Here is a 22,537-nt window from a genome sequence, read left to right as displayed (position 1 = left end):
GCAAAATTAGGGAAAATGGGGGAGAAGACCTTTGAAGTTTTTAAAACCACGAAGGTCTTTTAGTAGGTAGGAATTTTCGATTCCTGGCTAATGCCTATCTTTGCTCTCAAATTTTACCCATGAATTTTAAAGACAAAGTCGTCATCATCACCGGTGCTACCTCTGGAATTGGCGAAGCTTGTGCAGAGGTATTTGGTCGGGAAGGTGCCAAAATCGCCATCACCGGACGCAACCCCCAAAAGCTGGCGCAAACTGCACTTAAACTCCGGTCAAAAAATATTGAAGTGCTTTCCATTCTCGCTGATGCGGGTTCGGAAGCGGATAACCAACGGATGGCCACCAAAACTCTTGCTCATTACGGTCGGATCGATATCCTGATCAACAATGCCGGGATTTCCATGCGGGCACTATTCCAAGACTTGGATTTGGAGGTTTTCCGCAAGGTCATGGATACTAATTTCTGGGGGACGGTCTATGCGACCAAATTTTGTCTTCCAGCGATTTTAGAATCCAAAGGTTCCATCATTGGCATTTCCTCAATCAATGGCTATCGGGGCACCCCTGCCCGAACGGCTTATACAGCGAGCAAGTATGCGATGAATGGCTTTTTTGAGTCTCTTCGAACGGAAGTTATGAAAAAGGGAGTTCATGTTTTGGTAGTTGCTCCAGGTTTCACCTCCTCTAACATTCGAAATACTGCCCTTACGGCCGATGGTTCATCTCAAGGCGAATCTCCACGCGATGAATCGAAAATGATGACATCGGAGGAGGTTGCAGAGCATATTTTGAAAGCCACGCTGAAACGAAAGCGGGATATTGTCTTGACCACTCAGGGGAAATTGGCGGTGTTTCTGAATAAATGGATGCCGGGAATTCTCGACGGAATTGTCTATAATCAGATGGCCAAAGAAAAAGACTCGCCTTTTAAATAAATGCCCGAATCCATCTTCCAAACCTACCTTAATCGGCTTACTGACCTGTCCACCAAAAACAGGTCCTTGTATCTGCCGAAGCTGGAGGGAATGGGAATAATGGATGTCCGGGATTTTGATTTTTTGAACGGAGAACCTGCCTTCGAAATTCTTCGAAAGACAATCGAAGGCAATAAGAAAATCATTCTCTCCCCCGATCTCGACCCAAGGTCAGGCGATGCCAATCAGGTTTCGAAAGCACTTTCCCGAATGGCTTCTCGGGATCAGTTGACTCAGGAGGAAACGGGGGAACAAAGTCTGTATTTGGCTTGGCTTTTTGCCGAAGGCAAGCTGAACAATGGTCAGCTGATTCGTAGTCCACTGATTTTAAAACCAGTTCAACTCCACAAGGAAAATGGGGTTTGGATCTTGGTTTCGGAGGAAAATTGGCAATGGAATCCGGCTTTTTTGTTGGCGTGGGGGCATGCCACAGGTCAGGCTCTCCCAGAATCCTTTTCCGATGAACTTCTGGAAAGTCTCCCCAAAGATTCGCTTGAGTTTCGTACGGTTTTAGCCAAACTAATTCCCAACTATTTTTCCATTCAGGTTCAATCCAACCTGCTGGAGGATCAGATTCTGCCATTTCCCAATTCTCAGATTTCTTTCGATCAGGAGCGATTTTCCGAAGGAAAAGTCAGCCTAAAGCCCTACGCAGTTTTAGGTCAATTTGCCCAAAAAGGGAGCTTTTTGTTTTCTGATTATGAGCAATTGATTCAGGATCATTCCGAAAGTTCACTGGAAGATTTGTTTCAGCACCTTTTCCTTTCGGAGAGAAATGAAACACCGATTCAGGAGGAGAACCTGTTTCCAGTTTTTCCCCTTGATGCTTCGCAGGAAAGTGGGCTGATCAAAGTTCGTCAAGGAAAAAGCATGGTCATCCAAGGCCCTCCCGGCACAGGCAAGTCTCAATTGATCTCCAATCTGGTTTCGGATTATATCGCCCGTGGCAAAAAAGTGCTGGTGGTTTCTCAGAAGCGTGCTGCCTTGGACGTGGTATTTGAGCGATTGGAAAAAGCGGGTTTTGGTCAATTTTTGGGTTTAGTTCATGATTTTCGGGCAGATCAAAAAGCCCTTTTTGAAAAAATCAAAAGCCAAATTGAATCGGTCGAGGAGTACCAAAGTCAAAATCGAGGCATCGACGCAATTCAGTTGGAGCGGGAGCTCAGTCAGCTTTCCAAGACTATTTCCAGACTTTCGGGAAAGTTTGAGGAACTGCGAGCGGCTCTCTTCGATGAAAAGCCTGCAGGAATTCCGATCAAAGCACTATATCTCCAAGCGGATTTGAATCGACCTGCTTTCTCAAACCCAAAATTGATCCAGTTGGATGTTGAGCAAGCCAAAGGGTTTGAGCAGGATTTGACCATTTTTTCAGGGTATCGGAACAGGTTTGTTGGAGGCTTTTGGGAAAAACGAGTATCATTTTCTGGGGTTCAGCCCTCGGATTTTACACTGATTTCTGGATCTTTAATTGGTTTGGAAAATCATCGAATACAGCTTCCTGAGGTACTTTTTTATGAAAAAGGAAGACCGTTTTTGAAAGCACTTTGGTCTGATCGGGAGTATTTGGAGAAAGTTAAAAGCCTTCAATTTTCCCTTTCGAAACTATCCAATCCTGAGAAAGATTATACCTTCATATTTCAATCCAAAGAACAAAAAGCGCTTACCAAGATCCGAAAGTTTCTGATTCAGGCTATCGAGACATCTGAAGGCTGGAGGTTTGAACTGGGTTCGGATTTGCTTGGATTGAGCAAGGACTTGGATGCATTGATTCCGCGATCACAAAGCTTTTTTGGAAAGATTCAGGCCAAGTTTTCCAATTCCAAATTTCCCATGGCCTTTCAGGCTTTGGGTCAAAATGGCTTGGCTTTTTCTACCCAAAATCTGCTTGATCTTCAGCTAGAATGTAGGTCAAAACTTCAACTTCAGGCAGAATTGGAGCAATTACCAGCTTCTTCCTGTTTCAAGATTAGCGGACAATTTGCCGATGAATTAATCCAAGTCGATAAGTTTTTGACTTGGAAAGAAAGGTGGGAGGCAGTTCCGGAAATTCAGGAATTAGTAGACTGGAAAAAGCTTTCCTATTCGGAATTTGTGGAGACGCTGGATCAGATTCAAGTTTGGATTGAAGGATTGTCTTCCGATTTGGTTTCCTTTCGAATTTGGTTAAGTGAAGCGCAGTTTTTTGAACTGATGGAGAAAGGATTGGAAAGCATTTTTCCGGAAAATCCACTCAACTGGCCTTCCGTTTTTACCGAGTTGAAGGGATTTGATCAGTTTCTGGAGGGGTGGAAATTCCGGGATTTGGGCGAACGTTTATTTGAGGATTTTTCCGAATTGAATTTGAATCAACTTATTGAAGCTTTTTGGAATGGTTGGAGATTGGCCTGGATCGGGGAGATCGAGCGACAGAATCCATTGTTGCCTGAAATCGGGTCTTTGCGACTTCATCATGAAATGGAGGAACTTAAAAATGCTATTTTGGGGAAACGAAAAAATGCTCGGCATCTTGCCTTGCTCAGGCTTCGTGAGCAGGTGGCTGAACATTTGGAATATAATCGCTTGGGCAATCGCCTGACCTATCGGGATTTGCTTCATCAGGTGAGCAAAAAGCGCCAAAAATGGTCCATTCGGAAGTTGGTCGAGGAATTGGGTGAGGAAGTTTTTCGTGTTCTTCCCTGCTGGTTGGGTAGTCCGGAGACGGTTTCGGCAGTTTTTCCGACGGATCAGGTGTTTGATTTGGTGATTTTTGATGAGGCTTCCCAATGTCCTGTGGAGCGGGGTTTGCCTGCCATGCTCAGAGGAAAGCAGGTGGTGATAGCCGGAGATTCCAAGCAACTTCGGCCTTCGGATTTTTATCAGGTGAGATGGGAAAGTGAGGAAGAGGGAATGGAATACGAAGCCAAATCGCTGTTAGAGTTGGTGGCACATTTTTTTGAAAACCTCCAATTGAGAGGACATTACCGTTCCGCTGATCCGGGATTAATCCATTTTTCCAATTCGCATTTTTATGGAAATCGACTGGAAACTTTGCCGGATTATTCGACGGTCAAAGCCGGAAAAACTCCTTTTTCTTGGGAAAAAGTCGAAGGAATTTGGGAAAATCAGATCAACCGAATGGAGGCAGAGTCGGTCTTAAATCGGGTTCAGCGCATTCTAAAAGAAGCTCCTCAGGATTCCATCGGGATAGTGACAGGCAATTATTTTCAAATGGAGTTGATCAGGGAATTGCTTTGGAAAGCTGGCTTTCAAGATGCTTCGATCAAAGTCCGGAATATTGAAAATGTGCAGGGAGATGAGTTTGATCAGGTGATTTTGTCCTTGGGCTATGCTCCAAATCGGGAAGGGAAATTGGTGACGAATTTTGGTCTTTTGGGTAAATCCGGATCCGAAAACCGGCTGAATGTGGCGATCACCCGGGCCAGAAAAATGCTGCATGTGATTTCTTCCTTCGAACCGGAGGACTTCCGCCCCGGTCAGCTTGGTAATCCGGGTTTGGTTTTGCTTCGGGAGTTTTTGGCTTGGGTAAAAGCGCAGAGTAAAGCCGGGGAAATTCCCTCGCCCGAAGTAAAAGTGCTTGGTTTTGAGTTGGATTGGAGTCTAAAAAATCAGCTTTTGAAGTCTGAAAAAGGTTATTCCAAAGAGATTCCTTCTGCGGTGATGGATTTGACCTGGACTGATCAGAAAGGGAATCAGATGGCGATTTTGACTGATGATCAGCGATTTTTTGATGCACCTTCAGCCAAAGCTGCGATGGCGTACCATCCGATTTTACTGGAAAAAAAAGGCTGGAAATGGGAGTGGATTTGGAGCAGATTCTGGAAGGCAGAAAGATGAAGTCAGAAATCTGAAGAAAGTTAGCAGGAGGCAGTCTCAGTAGGCAGATTTTGGAAGGCTGATGGCTTAAATTAGAAAACTGATAAGAATAAGCAGTTTCGAAGTTCTGAATTTATGTCGAGAGAGAAGTTTAAATTATTAAGGGGCTGGATTAACCATTGAAAAAGCATAAAGCAAATCGCGACTATCTTTTACTGATTATTTTATAGAGAGTGATTTATCATGCCCTATAATATATTTTTTGATTTAATGAATGAATATTGATTTATAAAATAATTTTGAAATTCTAGAAGTCTCGCTTATGTCTAGCGTCTTACGTCTATCATCTTTATTCATATTTTTGATTGATTTTTCATTTATTAACTTGTAAAAATGATTTTTATGTATGATATTTAATGCATGGATATCGCACAGCTTTCAGATATGGCCATTCTCCGGATGATCGGTGACTTCATCAAAAAGAAGCGGATGGCCCTCAATAAGACTCAGGACGAGTTGGCCACGGAGGCGGGGATGAGCCGATCTACCCTCAGTCTGCTTGAGCGTGGCGAAAAGGTCCATTTGCTCACCTTGATTCAGGCGCTTCGTGTTTTGGACGAGCTGCAGCTGTTGGAGGCTTTTGAGGCCCATCAGCAGATCAGTCCCTTAGAGTACATCAAGCTCCAAAAGAAATATCAGCGGCAACGGGTAAGGCATTCGGGTATCGCTGCTGAGGAGGATCGTCCTTCAGAATGGTAGTAGCAGCAGAAGTTTGGCTTTGGGATCGACTGGCTGGAGCGATCTTGTGGGATGAGGCACAGCAGTTGGCAAGCTTTGAGTTTGATCAGGGCTTTTTGCGGTTGGGATGGGATATAGCGCCAGTCACAATGCCGCTGAGACAAGGGAAGCGGTTGTATTCTTTTCCGGAAATCAGGCGAGGGCGAAATGATGCTTTTGACACCTTCAAAGGCCTTCCAGGACTTTTAGCCGATATGCTTCCCGACAAATACGGCAATCAGCTCATCAATGCCTGGCTGGTGCAAAACGGCCGGCCAACCGACAGTCTCAACCCTGTGGAATTGCTTTGTTTTATTGGAAAGCGGGGAGTAGGGGCACTTGAGATCAAGCCTTCACTTCGATCAGAAAGAAGTGCTTCGAGTAATCTGGAACTGGATAGTCTCGTATCCATCGCCAACAAAATCCTAAACAGTCGTGAAAGTTTTCAATCCAAACTTTCTCAGGAGGAGGAAGAGGCCTTGGCCGACATTCTTAAGATCGGAACTTCCGCAGGTGGTGCTCGGGCTAAAGCAGTGATCGCTTTTAACCCCGAAACCGGAGAAGTAAAAAGCGGTCAGGTCAAGGCTCCTACAGGTTTTTCTTACTGGCTGATCAAGTTTGACGGGGTTCATGATGCTCAGTTTGGAGCGACTGCGGGCTACGGCCGGGTGGAAATGGCCTATTACCTGATGGCACTTGAGGCGGGGATTGAGATGAATGAATCCCGGATTTTGGAGGAAAATGGCCGGGCGCACTTTATGACTAAGCGCTTTGACCGTACAGATGCCGGTGACAAAATCCACATGCAAAGTCTCTGCGGAATGCGTCATTTTGATTTCAATCAGGTAGGCGTATATAGTTACGAGCAAGTGTTTGAGACAATGCGGATGTTGAGATTATCGTATCCGGAAGCGGAACAAATGTTTATCCGAATGGTCTTCAATGTGCTTGCCCGTAATTGTGATGATCATACCAAAAACTTTGCCTTTCTGATGGATCAAAGTGGAAAGTGGAGGCTTTCGCCTGCCTATGACATTTGCCATGCCTACCGACCAGGTAGTCTTTGGGTAAGCAGTCAATCCCTTCAGGTGAATGGAAAGCGAGAACGAATCTCTGATGCCGATTTTTTAGAAGTAGCCCGTAAGATGAATATCAAAAAGCCGGAAGAAAAGATCGATCGAGTACGGAAATCAGTCTTGCGATGGAATGAATTTGCAGAGGAAGTCCAGGTGGAGCCCAAACTCAGGGATTCAATACAGGAAACTATGCTTGCCTAATCTTGAGGTTTTGCCCCCGCTCCTCTGAGATTGACCAGTTTGTTAAGGGTTTGGAACCAGAAAGGGGCTCCCACTATCCCTGCAATAATGGAGAAGATCAATCCAAGGAGTTTATTGGTCAACTCTCTAAAACTGAATTCCCCATCTACTTTTTGCCATCCAAAGGGAAGCTTTGTCGCATCCAAAGAAGCCTGAATCTGTTTTAGTTCTTTGATTTTGAGGTCAATTTTGGCTTCTGTTCCTAAGGTGTCGGGGAGCACGGCTTGTTTTTCAATATCGAGGGTTTGAATGTTTTCACTGATCTTATCTGCCAATGCCGCTGATTCTGCAGGGTGGTTGTAGAGGTATTGAATGATATTTATGGTGTCCACATTGAGAAAAATGACCACCGCCGTAGAAATGATGACGATGAAGTATTGGGCTTTCTTCTTGTAAGTACCGGATATTCGATCCATGCAGTCATTGAACCAGCCTTCAATATCCCTTTTGACATCTTCCAAACCGTTTTTTGCTTCAGAAATACTTTGGAGGAGTCTTCTTTTTAAATCCTCCGGCAGGTCAGAAGTCTTTAATGATTCCTTGAGAGAAGACAAATCATAAGGCATATCCGATTTATTCACCAAATCAAGTAAAACTCCCGAAAAGACCTTGGAGGGAATGTAGCTTGCTCGTCTTCCCTGAGCTGTAAGCCCGTCAATCAATCGGTGGTTAAGAAACTTTTCCCCCAGATTATTTTCTCTAAAGGTGTCCTTAAGCCATTTTTCCAAGTTCTCCGCCCTTAAATCCAAGTAGTGAGCAATCAGCTCCTGAATAGTCGAGCAGGCTAAGGCAATCAGAAAGTAAATAAAGATAAGGCCAATGACGAGATTTAAAATGGAGGCAAAATCCATAAGTCTGAGTTTTAAAATGAAAAATCAAAACAATATCCAATCGTATTTACACAATATACCTTTGAAAATCAATAGGTTGTTGAATAAAAATCTAAAAAATGGACCGGAATTTAGTTTCCGCAGGGATTGGCCATAATCGGAGTCAATTCCTGATTGTAAACATTCATTTTTTTGAGAAAAACCTGCTGTTGATCAGCTCCATACTGTCGGTCAATTTCAGTGAATTTATCATAAATACCCTCAAAAATGGTCAGTAAGCGCTTTTGGCAATCCATAGCTTTTTGCTTGGTATCTCTTTCTTTCGCGTCCAGGGAATTGCTTAGCAGGGCCTTTTCATTTTTGAGAATATCCTCTTTAAGCTCCAGTTTTTGAAGCTCCACAAATTCATTTCCTTCAAACATAGCTTCCATGGATTCCTTTGCCGATTCTAAAGAGCCTTGTTTTTTGCTGAATTCTTTGGCTTTGCTGATTGCTTTGGACTCCATTATTTTTCGTTTCTCCAGAATCTGCTTTTTAATCTCCACGATCTCCACGTCGATTTGGGCTCTTCGGACACTGTTTCCTTCCGGTGAAGCTGTCTCGAGTCGCTGCCTTGCGGCGGCTTCCTGTCGGGCAAGCGCATCGGCTTCTTTTGCTCGCGAAGCGTCCATTTTTTCACCGGTTTCGACTATTTTTTCTTCGATTTTTTGCTGCAGTGGGGTATACTCTTTGCCGTTGAAGGTGACATTTACATCTTCAATTTTCTCCAGACGGGTGACATAATCCTCGCTTTCCCAGCCGGTGACGAGGTACGTTTGATTTTCGAAAAAGACATAGCCAATTCCAAAGGGACTTATGATTAGTTTTCGATTAGCAGGATTCATTTGGAAGTCGGTGTTTTTCGAAAACCAAGCCAGCGTATGACCTCCTCCTTCCAAATCCACCCCCTGAAAACTTTCCGAGGGAAACTGTGACTTATCACCCACATAGGTTTTGTTTCCATCCCGCTCCATGAAGTCTTTGAAAAATTCCGGTGCCTCCACATCCTCCAAATAATCAGGCAAAAAAGAAAACAACTCTTGGGTGATTGAGGCGATTTTGTCTCCAGTGCGCTGACGGGTGGTGTAGGTGAAATATTCGCCCGATTCCAAGTGGATTGAAAAATCCAATTCATTGAAAATCTCAGATCCTTTTTGTCGCTTCAAATGCTCTGCCACATCCTTATCCACCGCAAATTGCCCGTTTTTAGTATTTAAGAAAAAGTAGGAATTGATCTGTACTTCAGATGATTTGGCTGTGAAGTAGAACTTTTTATTGAAGAAAAACTCCTGATCCAAGGTAAAAGGCGACTTAAGCGAAGTTTCCAATAATTGAAACTTGTCTTTATCGGACTTCTCTTTAAGGCCTTGGGGTACCTGTGCTTGAGCAAACTGAAAAGTCAGAAGGAAAATCAGGCTAATAATGGCTCGGTTCATCATTGTTTACTTTTCTCCTATCTAGGGGTAGAAAGTGAAAAGTATCTGTAAAAACCCGCTAAAACTACATGTATCCCACCAAGCTATACACCGTAATTCCAATCCATTCTTTGACTAGTTTATGCCAATAAGAAATAGAATCTGCATCCGGGAAAATCAAGGCTGGAATATCGTATTTGACCTCATGGGAATAATAATCTACGGGAAAAGTAACTGTTTTCAACCCCACTTTATCAAAGCATCCTTTGGCCCGAGTCATATGAAAAGCAGAGGTAATAAGCACAAATTCCTGATCGGTGGATATTCCGTTTTTCTCTAAAAAAGCTTTGGTAAACTGTGCGTTTTGGGCTGTGTTTTTACTTTGATCCTCGATTAGGATGTCCGATTCGGGCATCCCGGTCATGATTAAAAATCGCTTGAGTAATTCCGCTTCCGATTGGGGATTGACCGGATTTAAACCTGTACCTCCTGTGATTAGAATTTTTTTGATTTTACCCATCCGATAAAGTTGGAGGGCATGGGTGATGCGGTCTGCTCCTTTGTTGAAAAAGGTGCGGTCATAGGCGGTTTTGCTCAGGTTGGTAACTCCAGTGAGAACAATTCCGATTTCATGATTTTCTATTTCTTCGAAAGACTTGAAATCAGGTTCCCAAGCCAATAAAGCCAAATTGGAAAGAAATGGATTGGTGAAAAAAAATAGAAGTCCAACTCCTGCCCACAGCAACTTTTTACCCCATTTTCGCTTTAAAAAAATTGTCCCTGATAGAATAAGGATCAATACAATCGTGAGCGGCATCGCCAAAAAACTCAAAAACTGGGAGAGGTAGAAGAACATGAAGTTGGTTTGTTTTATCGACAAAAAAGGTGTTAAATGATCAATTTTCAAACTCAATTTTCAATGATCAATTATCAAGGGTTTGGAATACTTGATAATTGTTCATTGAGTTTGGTCATTGATAATTGGTCATTCCTTAATAGCGTTGGCCGTTTGGTCATTGATAATTGGTCATTCCTTAATAGCGTTGGCCGTTTGGTCATCGATTTTTCTCTCAAAGTAATTGTGGTAAATTGAACAATCAATTCAAGAGTTTATGGAAAAGGATATTCGTTGGATTCAGCGTTTGGATAATTTTCTCAGGGCGGTAAATCTCCTTGTGGAAATAGAATCTTTGGATTTGGACGTACTTTCTCAATTAGAAAAGGAAGGGATTGTTCAGCGGTTTGAATATACGTTAGAGTTAGGTTGGAAGACGCTGAAAGATAAAATGGAGTCTGATGGCTTGATTTTGGATCGTATTTCTCCCAAAGTGGTCGTAAAGGAAGCCTTTCAAGCTAAGTACATCGATCAAATTGAGGTTTGGCTGGAAATGATCAATGATCGGAACTTGCTCAGTCATAGTTATGATTTGGAAACCTTTGAATCGGTTATTCCTGATATTCAGACTATTTATACACCTTTGTTAGCCTCACTGGCAAAAAAACTTTCAGAAATTCACTAATGGAAACCTTTGGCCTAAACAATAAATCCCTCCAAATCCTTCTCGATATTTTTAGGAATTACCCTGCTGTTTCTGAGGTAAAAGTCTATGGTTCGCGTGCCAAAGGAACCTACACCGAGCGCAGTGATTTGGATTTGGTGATTCTTGATGAGATAGATCGAAAGACCTTGGGTGAAATCTGGATGGAGGTCAATTCGAGTGATTTTCCCTTGACAGTCGATCTTCAGGTTTGGAAGGATATCAAAAATGAAAACCTTAAAGAACACATTCAAAGAGTTGGAAAGATGCTTTATTCTGCCTCTCAGCAGAAAATCAAGATTTAGCTTAGTTTATTTTATGATTTATCAAAAAATTCCCCCAACCACAGCAATAATTAATCCTGTAAAAGTGAGAATTAGGGTAATGTTTGAACCCAATTTTGGGTCCTCAAGCAAAATAGACAGAATTGAAGAAACCAAGCAAATTGCCCCCATAGCTGTAAATAAGATAAAGCCGAAAAATGGCAGCCTATTTTTCTCAGCATTTTCTTGCTCTTTTTGAGATAGACTATTGTATCCGGCAAGGATATTCGGATAAACTCGAACAGTAAGTCCGACTGCCAAAAAAATGACTCCAGAGATTATTGCTCCCATGGTTTGCGCGGTTACGGGTGTATGTTTAATTGTCCATTAAAATAGTTGAAGAGCATTTAATAACAAGTTTTTCACTAATCTATTTTTTCCGCAATTAATTTATTTCCGATCTGTATTTTTACTCCATGCTTTCAGACCAACCTAACCTAGTACCTCATTTAGAAAAACTAGCTACCCAATTGGAGGGTAGTTTGCAGTTTGACCGACTCACCCGGACCTTGTATGCCACCGATGCTTCTGTCTATCGGGAGATGCCTTTGGCAGTGGCATTTCCCAAGTCTGAGTCGGATATCCAAAAATTGATTCAATTTGCTACCGAGCATGGCACGTCGTTGATTCCTCGAACTGCGGGTACTTCCCTCGCTGGACAATGCGTTGGAAATGGCATCGTGGTCGATGTGTCCAAGCATTTTACCCAAATCCTGGAATTCAACAAAGAAGAACGTTGGGTACGGGTTCAACCCGGCGTCGTTCGCGACGAACTTAACCGCTTCCTAAAGCCACACGGTCTATTTTTCAGCCCGATCACTTCCACTGCCAACAGGGCGATGATTGGAGGAATGGTTGGGAATAATTCATCAGGGACCACTTCGATTGTGTATGGGGTGACTCGGGACAAGGTGATTTCCCTGAATACCATTCTCAGTGATGGAAAAAAGGTGGTTTTCGGAGAGATTTCGCAGGACGACTTTGATAGAAAGTGTGGACAAAAAGACTTGGAAGGAACTATTTACAGGCAGATTTTCGACGAACTCAATAACCCTGAAATCAGGGAGGAAATCCATGCCCAATTCCCCAAAAAGTCTATTCACAGACGAAATACGGGATATGCGGTCGATGAACTGCTAAAGGCTGAGCTTTTCGAAGGCCAGGAAAAATTCAACTTCTGTAAATTGTTGACAGGTTCGGAGGGGACTTTGGCTTTTACCACTGAAATTAAAATCAGCCTAGACCCACTTCCTGACCCGGTGGAAATAGTAGTTGCAGCCCATTTTGAAAGCATACATCAGAGTATGAAATCTGCTCAGGTGGCCATGAAGCATCCGGCAACTGCTGTGGAACTGATGGATAAAATCATCTTGGACTGCACCAAGGAAAGCATTGAATATTCCAAAAACAGATACTTCGTGGAGGGCGATCCCGAGGCGATTTTGATGATTGAGTTTCGCGGAAAAACACTTGATGAGGCCATGGCCAAAGGAGAGTCACTCGTGGCTGATCTGAAAGCAGGTGGCTATGGGTATGCCTATCCAATTATAGAACCAACCAAAGTCTCGTCTGCTTGGGCACTTCGGGCAGCTGGCTTGGGACTTTTGGGGAATATTCCTGGAGATCCTAAAGCCGTAGCTTGTATTGAAGACACGGCCGTAGATATTGAAGACTTGGCGGACTACATCGATGAAGTCGATGCGATGATGGAAGGTTTTAACCAAAAGCCGGTTCACTATGCCCATGCGGGTGCAGGTGAGATTCACCTTCGGCCGATTTTGGATTTGAAGAAAGCTGAGGACGTGGAGGAGTTTTACCAGATTTCCTTGGCCTCAGCCAAATTGGTTAAAAAATACCAAGGTTCGCTTTCCGGTGAACATGGAGACGGGCGGGTGCGAGCGGCTTTTATTCCGCTGATGGTAGGAGAAAAGAACTATGAGCTTTTCCGTCGAATCAAATACACCTGGGATCCGAAAAACATTTTCAATCCAGGCAAAATCGTGGATGCGGCTCCCATGAATCAATTTCTCCGTTACGAACCCGGAATGAAAACTCCGGAGCATCAGACGGTCATGGATTTTTCCAATGTGGGGGGAATTCTTCGTCTGGCCGAAAAGTGCAATGGGTCGGGCGACTGTCGAAAACTTCCGGGTTCTGGGGGTACGATGTGCCCATCTTATATGGCTACCCGAAATGAACGTGACACGGTCCGTGGTCGGGCTAATACTTTGCGTGAGTTTTTGACTTTAGACAAAAAGGAAAATGCCTTCGACCATCCCGAGATCAAAGAGGCCCTAGACCTATGCTTAAGCTGCAAAGGCTGTACCGCCGAGTGTCCCTCCAATGTGGACATGGCGAGCATGAAGGCTGAATTTCTCTACCAATACCAAAAAACGAACGGAGTACCGCTTCGATCCAAGGCTTTTGCCTATATCAATGAACTGAATGGACTGGGCTCTATCGTGCCAGGAATTGCCAATTTCTTCTTGAGTAATTCTCTAACCGGGGGATTGATGAAATCGGTCTTAGGAGTGGCTCCTGAGAGAAATTTGCCGGAGATTAGTTCAATCAGTCTCCGAAAGTGGTACAAAAAGAATTATGCTTCCCTTGCTGGACCTGCAAAGCCGATCAAGTCCGTGTACTTTTTCGTCGATGAGTTTACCAATCACAACGATACCCAAATCGGGATAAAGGCGATTTACCTTTTGAAAAAACTGGGCTACGAAGTCAAGGTGATCGATCATGAGGAAAGCGGTCGTTCCGCACTTTCCAAAGGATTGTTGCTCAAAGCCAAAAAACATGCAGAGGCCAATGTGAGGATTTTTGCAGATTTGATTGATGGAAATACCCCGTTGATCGGTTTAGAGCCATCGGCTATTTTAAGTTTCCGGGATGAATATCCACGGATTGTAAGCCCTGAGTTGGTGCCTGCGGCAAAGAAGCTCAAGTTTCATGTCAAGTTGATCGACGAGTTTCTCGGACAGGAAGTGGCTGCCGGAAACATCAAACCGGAGTCATTCACCTCCAAATCCCAAAAGATCAAGCTACATGGGCATTGCCATCAGAAAGCACTTTCTTCGATGACCTGGACGCAGAAGATACTTTCCCTTCCTGGAAACTATTCTGTAGAAATCATCCCAAGTGGTTGCTGTGGGATGGCAGGAAGCTTTGGCTATGAGGCAGAGCACTACGAGATTTCCCAACAAGTTGGGGAATTGGTTTTATTTCCTGCTGTAAGGAAAGCTGATTCTGAAACACTGATTGCAGCCCCTGGAACCTCCTGTCGTCACCAAATTGCGGATGGTACTGGTCGAAAAGCCAAGCATCCGGTGGAGATTCTTTGGGAGGCGCTTAACCTTTGATCCCGAACCTTCGGGATCGAAGGTTTTGTAGCCCTCGCTATCCTGCTTCTCCGGAAGCAGGATTTTTGCTTTTACAGCCTTTCCAAAAGCTGAATGGGTGTCAAAATGGGAAGATGCGGCTTGGAATGTTTTAAAAATTTCTGATCGTTGGTCACGATTCCTTCCATATCAGAATTACTGCAAATAAAATAGTGTATAGCATCCTCGATATCCTCAAATTCTGATTCAATAGCACTCAAAACTTCGTATTTGGAACCATCCAAGAAATCAAACCTTCTGGCAATTACCCCGGCGATTTGTTTGGTTACTTTCAAGCCTTTTGCAAGCTCGAGGTAATTGCAACAGGTCTGTAGAACTGAAATGGAAATAAAACCTTGAATTTTTCCTTCTTCGAGTTTTTGAAATAGTTCGTTCAACAGATCTTGATTGGGACTTCTTTCCAGAAAAAAATCCAAGATCACATTTACATCAAAGAAGATCTTCATAGCCCCATTTCTTTGCCTTTGCCCGGTAGTATTCATCTTTCCAATCCATTCCTTCAGGAAATTCGATCTTAGATTTCGGTAAGGACTTCATGTATTCTACCAAAGTCATCCCATTAGGCAATGTTGGGCGAGGCTTGACTAAGGTTTCAAAATGCTCCTGAACTAAGTCTGAGACACTCCTGTCTTTTGACTCGGCGTAGGCCTTTATTTTTTCTAGGAGATTTTCGTCAATTGTAAGGTTGAGTTTCTTTTTCATCGTATACGCATGAATGCTCTAATGTACGTATAAAATCTTGGAAATGATGCCCATCTCCATAGCTAAAGCCTTTATAAATAGTGAACCAGATTTGCTTCAAAAAGTGTAATTCTTGCTTCCTTATCTTTGGATTCCTTAATTTTTTAAATGAGGTAATTGGAAATCAGTCTGAATCAGCCTTTTCTTACCCGAACACTAAACAGCCAAACCATCAGGAAACAGGCAAAGGGAAGGAAGAAAGAAAAGTTTACCTCAGGAACTCCCAAAATTTGGGTATCCGTGTAGCCCTTTCCTCCCAAATCCAAAATCATCCCCTGCAAGGTTGGCATGATCGCACCCCCGACAATCGCCATGACCAAATAAGCCGCTGCAAACTTGGAATCCTCTCCCAATCCTTCCAAAGCGATTCCATAAATCGTGGGAAACATCAATGACATGGCAAAGCTGATTCCTACCAGAGAATAAAGCCCACTCATTCCTTCCAGAAAAATAGCGCCTAAGGTGAAAATCATGGCCAGAATGGAAAAGGAAGCCAATAATTTTGGAGGGGAAATGATGCGGAGCAAAGCGGTGCAAATCCATCGTCCTACCAAAAATACTCCCAAAGAAGCGTAGGCATAATTGACTGCATCATAGGTAGAAATGCCGATCGATTCTGCATACTGGTAGATATACGTCCAGACCATGATTTGGGCTCCCACATAAAACATCTGGGCCAAGGTTCCTTCCACAAAGTTTCTGTTTTTCAACAACCTTTTCATGGTAGGCCCAAAGTTGATTTTCCCATGAGAATCCTTGTTTTCGGGCATTTTGGCCAAGGCAATCACGACCAAAATTCCTAATACTACCAAGCCCAACATCACATAAGGATCTCGGATGACCAGAAGATCATTGGTCCTTACTACTGCCTTTGATGCAGCGTCCAAAGTGTCATAAATCAGATTACCATTTTCATCCAGATTGTTGGATTGGAGGGAGTTGAGGATGAATGTTTTGGCTACAAAAAGCCCTGCCAAAGCCCCCATAGGGTTGAAAGCTTGAGCTAAATTCAGCCGCTGAGTGGCAGTAGCTTCGGGCCCCATGGAGAGGATGTAAGGGTTAGCAGTAGTTTCCAAAAAGGCCAAACCAAAAGTCAAAATGTACAAGGCAGCCAAAAAGAAGCCATAGCTTTCCCAAGATGCTGCCGGATAAAACAAAAGTGCCCCCAAGGCATAAAGGCCCAAACCCAAAAGAACGCCAGTTTTGTAGCTATACTTTTTGATAAAAAATGCGGCTGGTAAAGCCATGGTAAAGTATCCTCCATAAAAGGCGAGTTGTACCCATGAGGCTTGGGTATTGTTCAGTTCCAAAACCCGCTTAAATGCTGCCACCATGGGATTGGTGATGTCATTTGCAAATCCCCAAAGAGCAAAAAGGGAGGTGATCAGAATGAAGGGGAGAAGGAGTTCTTTTGGTACTACAGGAGATTTTCGGTTCATAAAGATCGGTCAAGATGGGTATAACCCCCGTCCACATAGAGATGCTGTCCAGTGATGTGTGAGGCTTTTTCAGAAAGAAGGAAAATAGCCATCGCAGCAATTTCTTCCGGAGTGGTCATTCGCCTGCCCAAAGGGATTTTTTGGTTGATTTCCTCCAGTTTTTTTTGAGGGTTGGAGAAGGACTGAATCCAGGAATCATACATCGGAGTGTAAACCTCAGCGGGTAATATGGCATTGACTCGGATTTGGTAGGGAAGGAGTTCTACGGCCCATTCCCGGGTGAGCGCCAATTGTGCACCTTTGGCAGCTACATAGCCTGAGGTCCCACCCTGACCAGTGACGGCAGTTTTGGAAGAAATATTCACGATAGAACCTTTACTTTTTTTCAGATAGGGAAGTGAATAATGTGCCAAATGGTAGTAATGAAATAGGTTGTTGGAGAGGGATTGAGCAAATGCTTCCGGGCTTCCATTTTCCAAACCAACTCCGTCATTGGCTCCTGCATTGTTGACCAAGCCGTCGATTCTCCCAAATCTCTCAATAGCCTGGGACAATACCTCTTTTGCCTGATCGGCTGAAAAAAGTCTAATGGGAAGATGTAATGCATTCCCCCCAGCAAAATCAACTAAATCTTTTCCTTCTTTTTCCGAAGGATCAATGATCACTGGGCAGGCTCCTTCCTCTATGAGCCCTCTGGAAATAGCTCCTCCGATACCTTTGGCACCTCCCGAAACAAGAATGACTTTACTTTCTAAATTTAGATTCATGGCTCAGGATATTTGGTAAAATTCCAAAGCAGTTTCTCCCCAAATTCTGTCCTGCTCGGAGGTGGATAGCTGTGAACTGAATTCCTCAATCACCCGGAAAACCTGCTCGTACTCTCCAGCCACCAAACAGACAGGCCAATCTGATCCAAACATCAACCGCTTAGGGCCGAATAATTCCATGCTGATTTCCAAAAAAGGAAAGAGGTCCTCATAGGTCCATTTTTGCCAATCTGCCTCGGTGACCATGCCGGAAAGTTTGCACCAAACCAACTCCCGCTCAGCCAAAGGAGAGATGAGTTTTTTCCATTCCTTCCAGGCTCCTGATTTGATCCCCGGCTTTGAGAGATGATCAATCACAAATCGCTGATCGGGGCATTTTTTTACCAATTCCAAAGTTGCCTCAAGATGCTGGGGAAACGTCAGGAGATCGTAGCAATAGCCTTTTTCGCCTAGTTTATGGATACCTCGGATAAACTCTTCCCGGAGCATGTATCGGGGATCTTTACTCTGCAATACTTCCCGAAAACCGACTAGATGCTCATTTTCCGAGTAGTTTTCCAGCACTTCTTCCAATCCGTCACTTCCCAAATCTGCCCAGCCTACCACTCCCAGAATCCACTCGTGCTGCTGAGCAAGGTCAATGAGAAAATCCGTTTCGCGTAGGCTTTCCTCTGCCTGCACGGCAATGCATCCATCGATTTTAGCGTCTTGGAGCAAAGGAAATAGATCACCGGGAAGGAAATTTCTCCGGATCCTTTTCATGTCATCAGTGATCCAGTCCTGTCTATTGGGATCATACTCCCAAAAATGCTGATGGGAGTCGACTTTCATGCTTCCGGGTCGTTGATGGCCACCTGTTTAGAAATACCGAGTCCCTCAATACCCAACTCTACCACATCTCCTTCCTTTAGGTATTGGGGTTCGGGTTTTAGTCCCATTCCTACTCCTGCTGGGGTTCCTGTAGAGATGACATCCCCAGGGAGTAAAGTCATGTATTGAGATAGGTGGGCAATGAGTGTGGGAATGTCAAATATCAGGTCTGAAGTGGAGCTGTGCTGCAGCGTTTTTCCGTTGAGTTTGAGCCAAAGTCGCAAGTTATGAGGATCTTTGATTTCGTCTCGGGTAACCAATACAGGTCCCAAGGGAGCAAAGTGATCGGCACTTTTTCCTTTGACCCATTGGCCTCCGTGGTGCAACTGAAAATCCCGTTCGCTGACGTCATTGTGAAGGCAGTAGCCTGCGATGTAATCGTATGCGTTCTCTTTTTTTACGTATTTGGCTTTTTTTCCGATCACTACCGCTAACTCCACTTCCCAGTCAGTTTTTACAGAGTTTTTGGGAATAAGGATAGGATCAAAAGGACCGCAAAGGGAAGAGGTGGCTTTCATGAAAATGATTGGCACTTCGGGTACGGCCATTCCTGCTTCCTCTGCATGCTTGCGGTAATTGAGACCGATGCAGATGATCTTGGAGGGGCGGGCGATCGGTGAACCCAATCTCGCACCCGTTAGGATTTCCTTTAGTTTGTCTTGGTTTGACTTAAGCCAATCGGAGAGCCGATCCAATCCATTGGAATCAAAAAAAGCTTCGTTCCAGTCTTCCCCAAATCCTGAGCAGTCCAAATATTTTCCTTCTGAAGTCTGAATGCCGGGAAGCTCTTTCCCTTTTTCTCCAAATCGTATGAGTTTCATGAGATAAGTTTAGGTTTATTGGTTTGAGAATAGAGGTAAGGCTACATTTTGAGGCCCATAAATCCTCCGTCAATATTAAAATTAGCTCCTGTGATGAACCCACCTGCGTCCGAACTGATGAAATACGCCAATTCAGCGATTTCTTCCGGAGTCCCCATTCTTCCTATGGGCTGTGTTGCAGCGAGCTTGGCATACATTTCTTTTTCCTGACCCGGGTAGTTTTTGGCCAAAAATCCATCCACAAAAGGGGTGTGTACCCTTCCGGGGGATAGGCAGTTGCAGCGTATCCCCTGATCCACGTAGTCCCTCGCAACGCTTAGTGTCATGGAGAGCACGGCTCCTTTGGTCATGCTGTAGGCAAAACGGTCCGGAATCCCAATTGTGGCTGCCACAGAGCAAAGGTTGAGAATGGATCCTCCTCCATTTTCAATCAATTTGGGCAAAGCGGCTTTTATCGAGTGAAATACTCCTTTGATATTGACCGAATATAATCTGTCAAAGTCTTCGTCGGTGGTGTTTTCTACCTTTCCGATATGGGAAATCCCGGCATTATTGATTAAGACATCTATTTTTCCCGGAATGGAATTGATCCCATGTCTTACGGCTTCGTAATCGGTTAGATTGATTTCTAGGAATTTTACCGGGTAGCCTTTTTCATGTTCCTCCAGCTGAAGTTTGGTCCCTTCTTGATGGTTGGTATCGATGAAGAAAACGTTAGCTCCTTCGGAGGCGAACTTTTTGACCATGGCGAGGCCAATTCCGCTTGCACCTCCAGTAATTACGACAGTTTGGTGTTTCATAGGTTAATAAGCTTATAAACGAACCACTTCCCCTGTTTTCACAGATTCATCACAGGCAAAGGCAATCTTCAGACTGTTCAGCGCATCGTCTAAGTGGTCGGTTAAATCGAGGTTTTCTTGTATAGCCTTGAGAAAATAGGCCTGCTCCCGGTTACAAAGTTCCTGATGGTTGGGCTCATCTTTCATGTCGATCCATTCATCAGATTTAGTGAAATGGTTTTTATCATCTAAATCCGCATGGTGAACACGGATGGATTCAGTTTTGGTATGGGAATCCACGTCATCGGATTTACCTGATTTTCCAGCCTCCTTTGCCACAATGGATACAGCTCCTTTGGGGCCGAAAACATCTTTGACAAAAAAGGCAGTTTCAGAAACCATCGGTCCCCAACCGGCCTCATACCAGCCAACTGAGCCATCTTCAAAACGAATTTGAAGTTGACCGTAATTGTAATTATCCTCAGCGATGTCTTCAGTCAACCTAGCACCAATTGCAGATACCCAAACGGGTTTTGAACGGGTCATCTGACACATGACATCGATGTAGTGGACTCCACAGTCTACGATTGGACTTAGGGATTTCATCAAATTTCGATGTACGTCCCACATGAATCCATGACTTTGCTGATTGAGATTCATTCGCATGACCAGAGGTTTTCCCAACTTTTGAGCCTCTTCGATAAAGCGAATCCAAGAGGGATGATGCCTCAAAATATAGCCTACAACTACTTTTTTATTTTTTTCCTTGGCTTTGGCAATGATCCTTTCGCAGCCTAAAACAGTATCAGCTAGTGGTTTTTCGATGAAAATATGACATCCTGCCTCCAAAGCCCTCAAGGCAAATTCCTCGTGAGTATCTGGGTAGGTCGAAATACACACTGCGTCGGGATTGGTCTGCTGCAGAGCCTGCTCGTAGTCTTCGAAAAGGGGATAGTCAGTGTTTAGCTTTTGGTTTAGCCGGACTTTGCTCTCTCCTCGGGCTACTAATCCACAGATTTCAAATTCTGGCATGTGGTGGTAGGCTGTAGCATGGGAGGCTCCCATATTTCCGCATCCGACTACCAGGATTTTGATTTTTTGGTTCATTAGGCTGGGTTGGGTTTATTCCTCAATAAGCTTATTAAATTCCTTTTTTGAAAGATAAATGATGTCAATATCCAAAGTGATTGTGTTTAGTGGTTGGTCATTTTCATCTCGTTTGACTGAGACAATTTGATCAACGATTTCCATTCCTTTTATCACTTTTCCGAAAATGGTATAATTCCCATCCAGTCTACTTAACCCTTCCTTATTTTGAACTATATAAAACTGACAGCGGGCTGAAAGCTTTCCGGGATTGTCATCCCGGCCGGCTCCCAAGGCCCCATAGGTATGGGTAAGTTCAGGATGAAATTCAGGCTCGAGCAGGTATTCCGCGTCACTAAACCCCTCCGGAGTATCCGGGCATCCACCTTGGGCTACAAAATTGGGAATCACCCGGTTGAAGCTTAGGCTATCCCAATACCCGGCTTCTGCCAATTGAATAAAACTTTGTTGATGCTTGGGAGTCCTGTCGTCCAGTTGGAGGTAGATTTCCCCCAAGGAAGTACTAATTTTTCCAACCGGAATTTTATCCAAATTGGGTGTCCCAATCATCAGAATAACGGAAAACAAGGTGAAAATAAATTGGAGCATGGTTTTGTGAGATACTTGATTTCTAAGATAAAGGAAATGCCCCGGATAGGCTTTCCGGGAAAATCGATTTTTGAATTTACATGATTTCTCCTCTTATCAAATCTCCCTTAAAATCCTTCATGAATTAAAAATTATGCTCTTTCTTTACCCGTGACTCATACAAGCAACTTTCCCGAATCGTGAATAAAATCAACAAATCTGAACTTAACCGAGTACTGGCCCTAAGCAATTTGGGGATAGATTATTTTGAGCCCAATAAAGGATTGGATAATCTGGTGGAAATTGCCGCCAAGGTTTCTGGTATGAATGTGTCTATGATCAACCTGATTGACTCCTATACCCAATGGACGGTAGCCTCAGTAGGGATTGACCGGGGACAAATGGCTAAGGAAGATTCGGTTTGCCAATACACCATGGATGTGGACTTAGGTGATAACTTTGAAATCAAAGATTTGAGCCGAGACAACCGATTCAAGGATAAAAATTATGTGTCCGGAAGTCTCCAGCTTAAATATTACTGGGGAATCCCTCTCAAAACCAATGAAGGGTTTTCGATAGGAGCACTCTGCGTTTTAGATAAAGAAACCAAGGAGCTTTCTCCCAACCAAGAAGAATTACTTCGAAAAATTGCAAGTCAGATTGTAGACCGGCTTAGAATCAACCGTTTGATTTTGGAATTGAATCAAAAGCTTGTCGGAAGCAAAAAAACGAACCATAAGTTGGCGCATGATATCAGAGGGCCTTTAATTGGTATAGTTGGACTTGGAGAGCTGATTCAATCTGGTGAAAACTCTCCAGAAGAAGACCAGGAATATTTAGGTCTGATGGTTAAGGGTGGTCAAGAGCTCCTTGATCTTGTCGGTAGTCTTCTAAAGTCTACCTTGGCTGTGGACAAAGGTATTTCGGAATCTTCTGAAATGACGAGTTTGGTAAGTCTGAAGGAAAGATTGATCCAGCTTTTTCAGCCTCAGGCTCTAGTTAAGGAGATTTCTATATAGGTGT

At 43.8% G+C, this 22,537-nt stretch carries 21 protein-coding genes; 8 read left to right on the top strand and 13 right to left on the bottom strand.

Going from position 1 to position 22,537, the window contains the following annotated elements:
- Positions 1 to 119: 119 nt before the first annotated feature.
- From AAA942_RS05390 to AAA942_RS05375, 4 genes are all read left to right on the top strand, one after another.
- Positions 120 to 932, top strand: a complete 813-nt coding sequence (locus tag AAA942_RS05390; RefSeq protein WP_338219213.1) for an SDR family oxidoreductase — start codon at positions 120 to 122, stop codon at positions 930 to 932.
- The gene (locus tag AAA942_RS05385) at positions 933 to 4,805 is read left to right on the top strand and encodes an AAA domain-containing protein (RefSeq protein ID WP_338219212.1); all 3,873 of its coding nucleotides are present in this window, start codon (positions 933 to 935) and stop codon (positions 4,803 to 4,805) included.
- Between the two features lie 399 nt (positions 4,806 to 5,204).
- Positions 5,205 to 5,543 (top strand): helix-turn-helix domain-containing protein, encoded by a 339-nt coding sequence (locus tag AAA942_RS05380; protein ID WP_338219211.1) that lies wholly within the window; start codon positions 5,205 to 5,207, stop codon positions 5,541 to 5,543.
- Positions 5,537 to 6,838 carry a type II toxin-antitoxin system HipA family toxin gene (locus tag AAA942_RS05375; protein ID WP_338219210.1) on the top strand — a complete coding sequence of 434 codons (1,302 nt, stop codon included), beginning with the start codon at positions 5,537 to 5,539 and terminating at the stop codon, positions 6,836 to 6,838. Before AAA942_RS05380 ends, AAA942_RS05375 begins: the two co-directional genes overlap by 7 nt.
- Here AAA942_RS05375 and AAA942_RS05370 read toward each other — a convergent pair.
- From AAA942_RS05370 to AAA942_RS05360, 3 genes are all read right to left on the bottom strand, one after another.
- Positions 6,835 to 7,728, bottom strand: coding sequence for a hypothetical protein (locus AAA942_RS05370; RefSeq protein ID WP_338219209.1), 894 nt, complete (start codon positions 7,726 to 7,728; stop codon positions 6,835 to 6,837). The two genes, AAA942_RS05375 and AAA942_RS05370, sit on opposite strands and share 4 nt — an antisense overlap.
- Positions 7,729 to 7,838: 110 nt before the next feature.
- The gene (locus tag AAA942_RS05365) at positions 7,839 to 9,182 is read right to left on the bottom strand and encodes a hypothetical protein (protein ID WP_338219208.1); all 1,344 of its coding nucleotides are present in this window, start codon (positions 9,180 to 9,182) and stop codon (positions 7,839 to 7,841) included.
- Positions 9,183 to 9,246: 64 nt separating this feature from the next.
- The gene (locus AAA942_RS05360; protein WP_338219207.1) at positions 9,247 to 10,017 is read right to left on the bottom strand and encodes a YdcF family protein; all 771 of its coding nucleotides are present in this window, start codon (positions 10,015 to 10,017) and stop codon (positions 9,247 to 9,249) included.
- A 256-nt stretch (positions 10,018 to 10,273) separates the two neighbouring features.
- On the opposite strand from AAA942_RS05360, the gene AAA942_RS05355 reads away from it, so the two are divergent.
- A complete protein-coding gene (locus AAA942_RS05355) occupies positions 10,274 to 10,681 on the top strand; it encodes a nucleotidyltransferase substrate binding protein (protein ID WP_338219206.1) in 408 nt (135 codons plus the stop codon).
- Positions 10,681 to 11,004, top strand: a complete 324-nt coding sequence (locus AAA942_RS05350; protein WP_338219205.1) for a nucleotidyltransferase family protein — start codon at positions 10,681 to 10,683, stop codon at positions 11,002 to 11,004. Before AAA942_RS05355 ends, AAA942_RS05350 begins: the two co-directional genes overlap by 1 nt.
- Positions 11,005 to 11,025: 21 nt before the next feature.
- On the opposite strand, the gene AAA942_RS05345 is transcribed toward AAA942_RS05350, so the two are convergent.
- Positions 11,026 to 11,313 (bottom strand): DUF3784 domain-containing protein, encoded by a 288-nt coding sequence (locus tag AAA942_RS05345; RefSeq protein WP_338219204.1) that lies wholly within the window; start codon positions 11,311 to 11,313, stop codon positions 11,026 to 11,028.
- Between the two features lie 125 nt (positions 11,314 to 11,438).
- On the opposite strand from AAA942_RS05345, the gene AAA942_RS05340 reads away from it, so the two are divergent.
- On the top strand, positions 11,439 to 14,384 hold the full coding sequence (locus tag AAA942_RS05340) for an FAD-binding and (Fe-S)-binding domain-containing protein (RefSeq protein ID WP_338219203.1): 2,946 nt from the start codon (positions 11,439 to 11,441) through the stop codon (positions 14,382 to 14,384).
- Positions 14,385 to 14,455: 71 nt separating this feature from the next.
- On the opposite strand, the gene AAA942_RS05335 is transcribed toward AAA942_RS05340, so the two are convergent.
- The 9 genes from AAA942_RS05335 to AAA942_RS05295 all read right to left on the bottom strand — a co-directional run bounded on the left by AAA942_RS05335 (position 14,456) and on the right by AAA942_RS05295 (position 21,535).
- Positions 14,456 to 14,869: a type II toxin-antitoxin system VapC family toxin gene (locus AAA942_RS05335; protein ID WP_338219202.1), complete on the bottom strand. Its 414-nt coding sequence runs from the start codon at positions 14,867 to 14,869 to the stop codon at positions 14,456 to 14,458.
- On the bottom strand, positions 14,853 to 15,125 hold the full coding sequence (locus tag AAA942_RS05330) for a DUF6364 family protein (RefSeq protein ID WP_338219201.1): 273 nt from the start codon (positions 15,123 to 15,125) through the stop codon (positions 14,853 to 14,855). Before AAA942_RS05330 ends, AAA942_RS05335 begins: the two co-directional genes overlap by 17 nt.
- A 173-nt stretch (positions 15,126 to 15,298) precedes the next feature.
- Positions 15,299 to 16,603 carry an L-fucose:H+ symporter permease gene (fucP, locus tag AAA942_RS05325; RefSeq protein WP_338219200.1) on the bottom strand — a complete coding sequence of 435 codons (1,305 nt, stop codon included), beginning with the start codon at positions 16,601 to 16,603 and terminating at the stop codon, positions 15,299 to 15,301.
- Positions 16,600 to 17,370, bottom strand: coding sequence for an SDR family oxidoreductase (locus AAA942_RS05320; protein WP_338219199.1), 771 nt, complete (start codon positions 17,368 to 17,370; stop codon positions 16,600 to 16,602). The genes fucP and AAA942_RS05320 overlap by 4 nt, the downstream gene beginning before the upstream one ends.
- A 3-nt stretch (positions 17,371 to 17,373) precedes the next feature.
- A complete protein-coding gene (locus AAA942_RS05315) occupies positions 17,374 to 18,201 on the bottom strand; it encodes an amidohydrolase family protein (protein ID WP_338219198.1) in 828 nt (275 codons plus the stop codon).
- Entirely contained in the window at positions 18,198 to 19,061 is an 864-nt protein-coding gene (locus AAA942_RS05310) for a fumarylacetoacetate hydrolase family protein (protein WP_338219197.1), read from the bottom strand. Before AAA942_RS05310 ends, AAA942_RS05315 begins: the two co-directional genes overlap by 4 nt.
- 41 nt (positions 19,062 to 19,102) lie before the next feature.
- Entirely contained in the window at positions 19,103 to 19,861 is a 759-nt protein-coding gene (locus AAA942_RS05305; protein WP_338219196.1) for an SDR family NAD(P)-dependent oxidoreductase, read from the bottom strand.
- Between the two features lie 12 nt (positions 19,862 to 19,873).
- Complete coding sequence (locus AAA942_RS05300; RefSeq protein WP_338219195.1) at positions 19,874 to 20,947, bottom strand: Gfo/Idh/MocA family protein; 1,074 nt, start codon at positions 20,945 to 20,947, stop codon at positions 19,874 to 19,876.
- A gap of 15 nt (positions 20,948 to 20,962) precedes the next feature.
- Positions 20,963 to 21,535 carry a peptidylprolyl isomerase gene (locus tag AAA942_RS05295; RefSeq protein ID WP_445083319.1) on the bottom strand — a complete coding sequence of 191 codons (573 nt, stop codon included), beginning with the start codon at positions 21,533 to 21,535 and terminating at the stop codon, positions 20,963 to 20,965.
- Positions 21,536 to 21,714: 179 nt separating this feature from the next.
- Here AAA942_RS05295 and AAA942_RS05290 point away from each other — a divergent pair, with 179 nt between their 5' ends.
- Positions 21,715 to 22,533, top strand: a complete 819-nt coding sequence (locus AAA942_RS05290; RefSeq protein ID WP_338219194.1) for a GAF domain-containing sensor histidine kinase — start codon at positions 21,715 to 21,717, stop codon at positions 22,531 to 22,533.
- Positions 22,534 to 22,537: the final 4 nt, after the last annotated feature.

This window comes from Algoriphagus sp. oki45 (assembly GCF_036245605.1).
Lineage (GTDB): Bacteria > Bacteroidota > Bacteroidia > Cytophagales > Cyclobacteriaceae > Algoriphagus.
Note: the sequence above shows the minus strand (reverse complement) of the source record. Positions and strands in the feature narration are given on the sequence as shown.

Excerpts from the sequence above, each read along its gene's own strand:
- fucP (WP_338219200.1), bottom strand. The coding sequence starts at position 16,603 with ATGAACCGAAAATCTCCTGTAGTACCAAAAGAACTCCTTCTCCCCTTC.
- AAA942_RS05350 (WP_338219205.1), top strand. The coding sequence starts at position 10,681 with ATGGAAACCTTTGGCCTAAACAATAAATCCCTCCAAATCCTTCTCGAT.
- AAA942_RS05390 (WP_338219213.1), top strand. The coding sequence starts at position 120 with ATGAATTTTAAAGACAAAGTCGTCATCATCACCGGTGCTACCTCTGGA.
- AAA942_RS05340 (WP_338219203.1), top strand. The coding sequence starts at position 11,439 with ATGCTTTCAGACCAACCTAACCTAGTACCTCATTTAGAAAAACTAGCT.
- AAA942_RS05335 (WP_338219202.1), bottom strand. The coding sequence starts at position 14,869 with ATGAAGATCTTCTTTGATGTAAATGTGATCTTGGATTTTTTTCTGGAA.
- AAA942_RS05330 (WP_338219201.1), bottom strand. The coding sequence starts at position 15,125 with ATGAAAAAGAAACTCAACCTTACAATTGACGAAAATCTCCTAGAAAAA.
- AAA942_RS05365 (WP_338219208.1), bottom strand. The coding sequence starts at position 9,182 with ATGAACCGAGCCATTATTAGCCTGATTTTCCTTCTGACTTTTCAGTTT.
- AAA942_RS05295 (WP_445083319.1), bottom strand. The coding sequence starts at position 21,535 with ATGCTCCAATTTATTTTCACCTTGTTTTCCGTTATTCTGATGATTGGG.
- AAA942_RS05300 (WP_338219195.1), bottom strand. The coding sequence starts at position 20,947 with ATGAACCAAAAAATCAAAATCCTGGTAGTCGGATGCGGAAATATGGGA.
- AAA942_RS05385 (WP_338219212.1), top strand. The coding sequence starts at position 933 with ATGCCCGAATCCATCTTCCAAACCTACCTTAATCGGCTTACTGACCTG.
- AAA942_RS05360 (WP_338219207.1), bottom strand. The coding sequence starts at position 10,017 with ATGTTCTTCTACCTCTCCCAGTTTTTGAGTTTTTTGGCGATGCCGCTC.
- AAA942_RS05375 (WP_338219210.1), top strand. The coding sequence starts at position 5,537 with ATGGTAGTAGCAGCAGAAGTTTGGCTTTGGGATCGACTGGCTGGAGCG.
- AAA942_RS05310 (WP_338219197.1), bottom strand. The coding sequence starts at position 19,061 with ATGAAACTCATACGATTTGGAGAAAAAGGGAAAGAGCTTCCCGGCATT.
- AAA942_RS05345 (WP_338219204.1), bottom strand. The coding sequence starts at position 11,313 with ATGGGAGCAATAATCTCTGGAGTCATTTTTTTGGCAGTCGGACTTACT.
- AAA942_RS05315 (WP_338219198.1), bottom strand. The coding sequence starts at position 18,201 with ATGAAAGTCGACTCCCATCAGCATTTTTGGGAGTATGATCCCAATAGA.
- AAA942_RS05320 (WP_338219199.1), bottom strand. The coding sequence starts at position 17,370 with ATGAATCTAAATTTAGAAAGTAAAGTCATTCTTGTTTCGGGAGGTGCC.
- AAA942_RS05370 (WP_338219209.1), bottom strand. The coding sequence starts at position 7,728 with ATGGATTTTGCCTCCATTTTAAATCTCGTCATTGGCCTTATCTTTATT.
- AAA942_RS05380 (WP_338219211.1), top strand. The coding sequence starts at position 5,205 with ATGGATATCGCACAGCTTTCAGATATGGCCATTCTCCGGATGATCGGT.
- AAA942_RS05355 (WP_338219206.1), top strand. The coding sequence starts at position 10,274 with ATGGAAAAGGATATTCGTTGGATTCAGCGTTTGGATAATTTTCTCAGG.
- AAA942_RS05305 (WP_338219196.1), bottom strand. The coding sequence starts at position 19,861 with ATGAAACACCAAACTGTCGTAATTACTGGAGGTGCAAGCGGAATTGGC.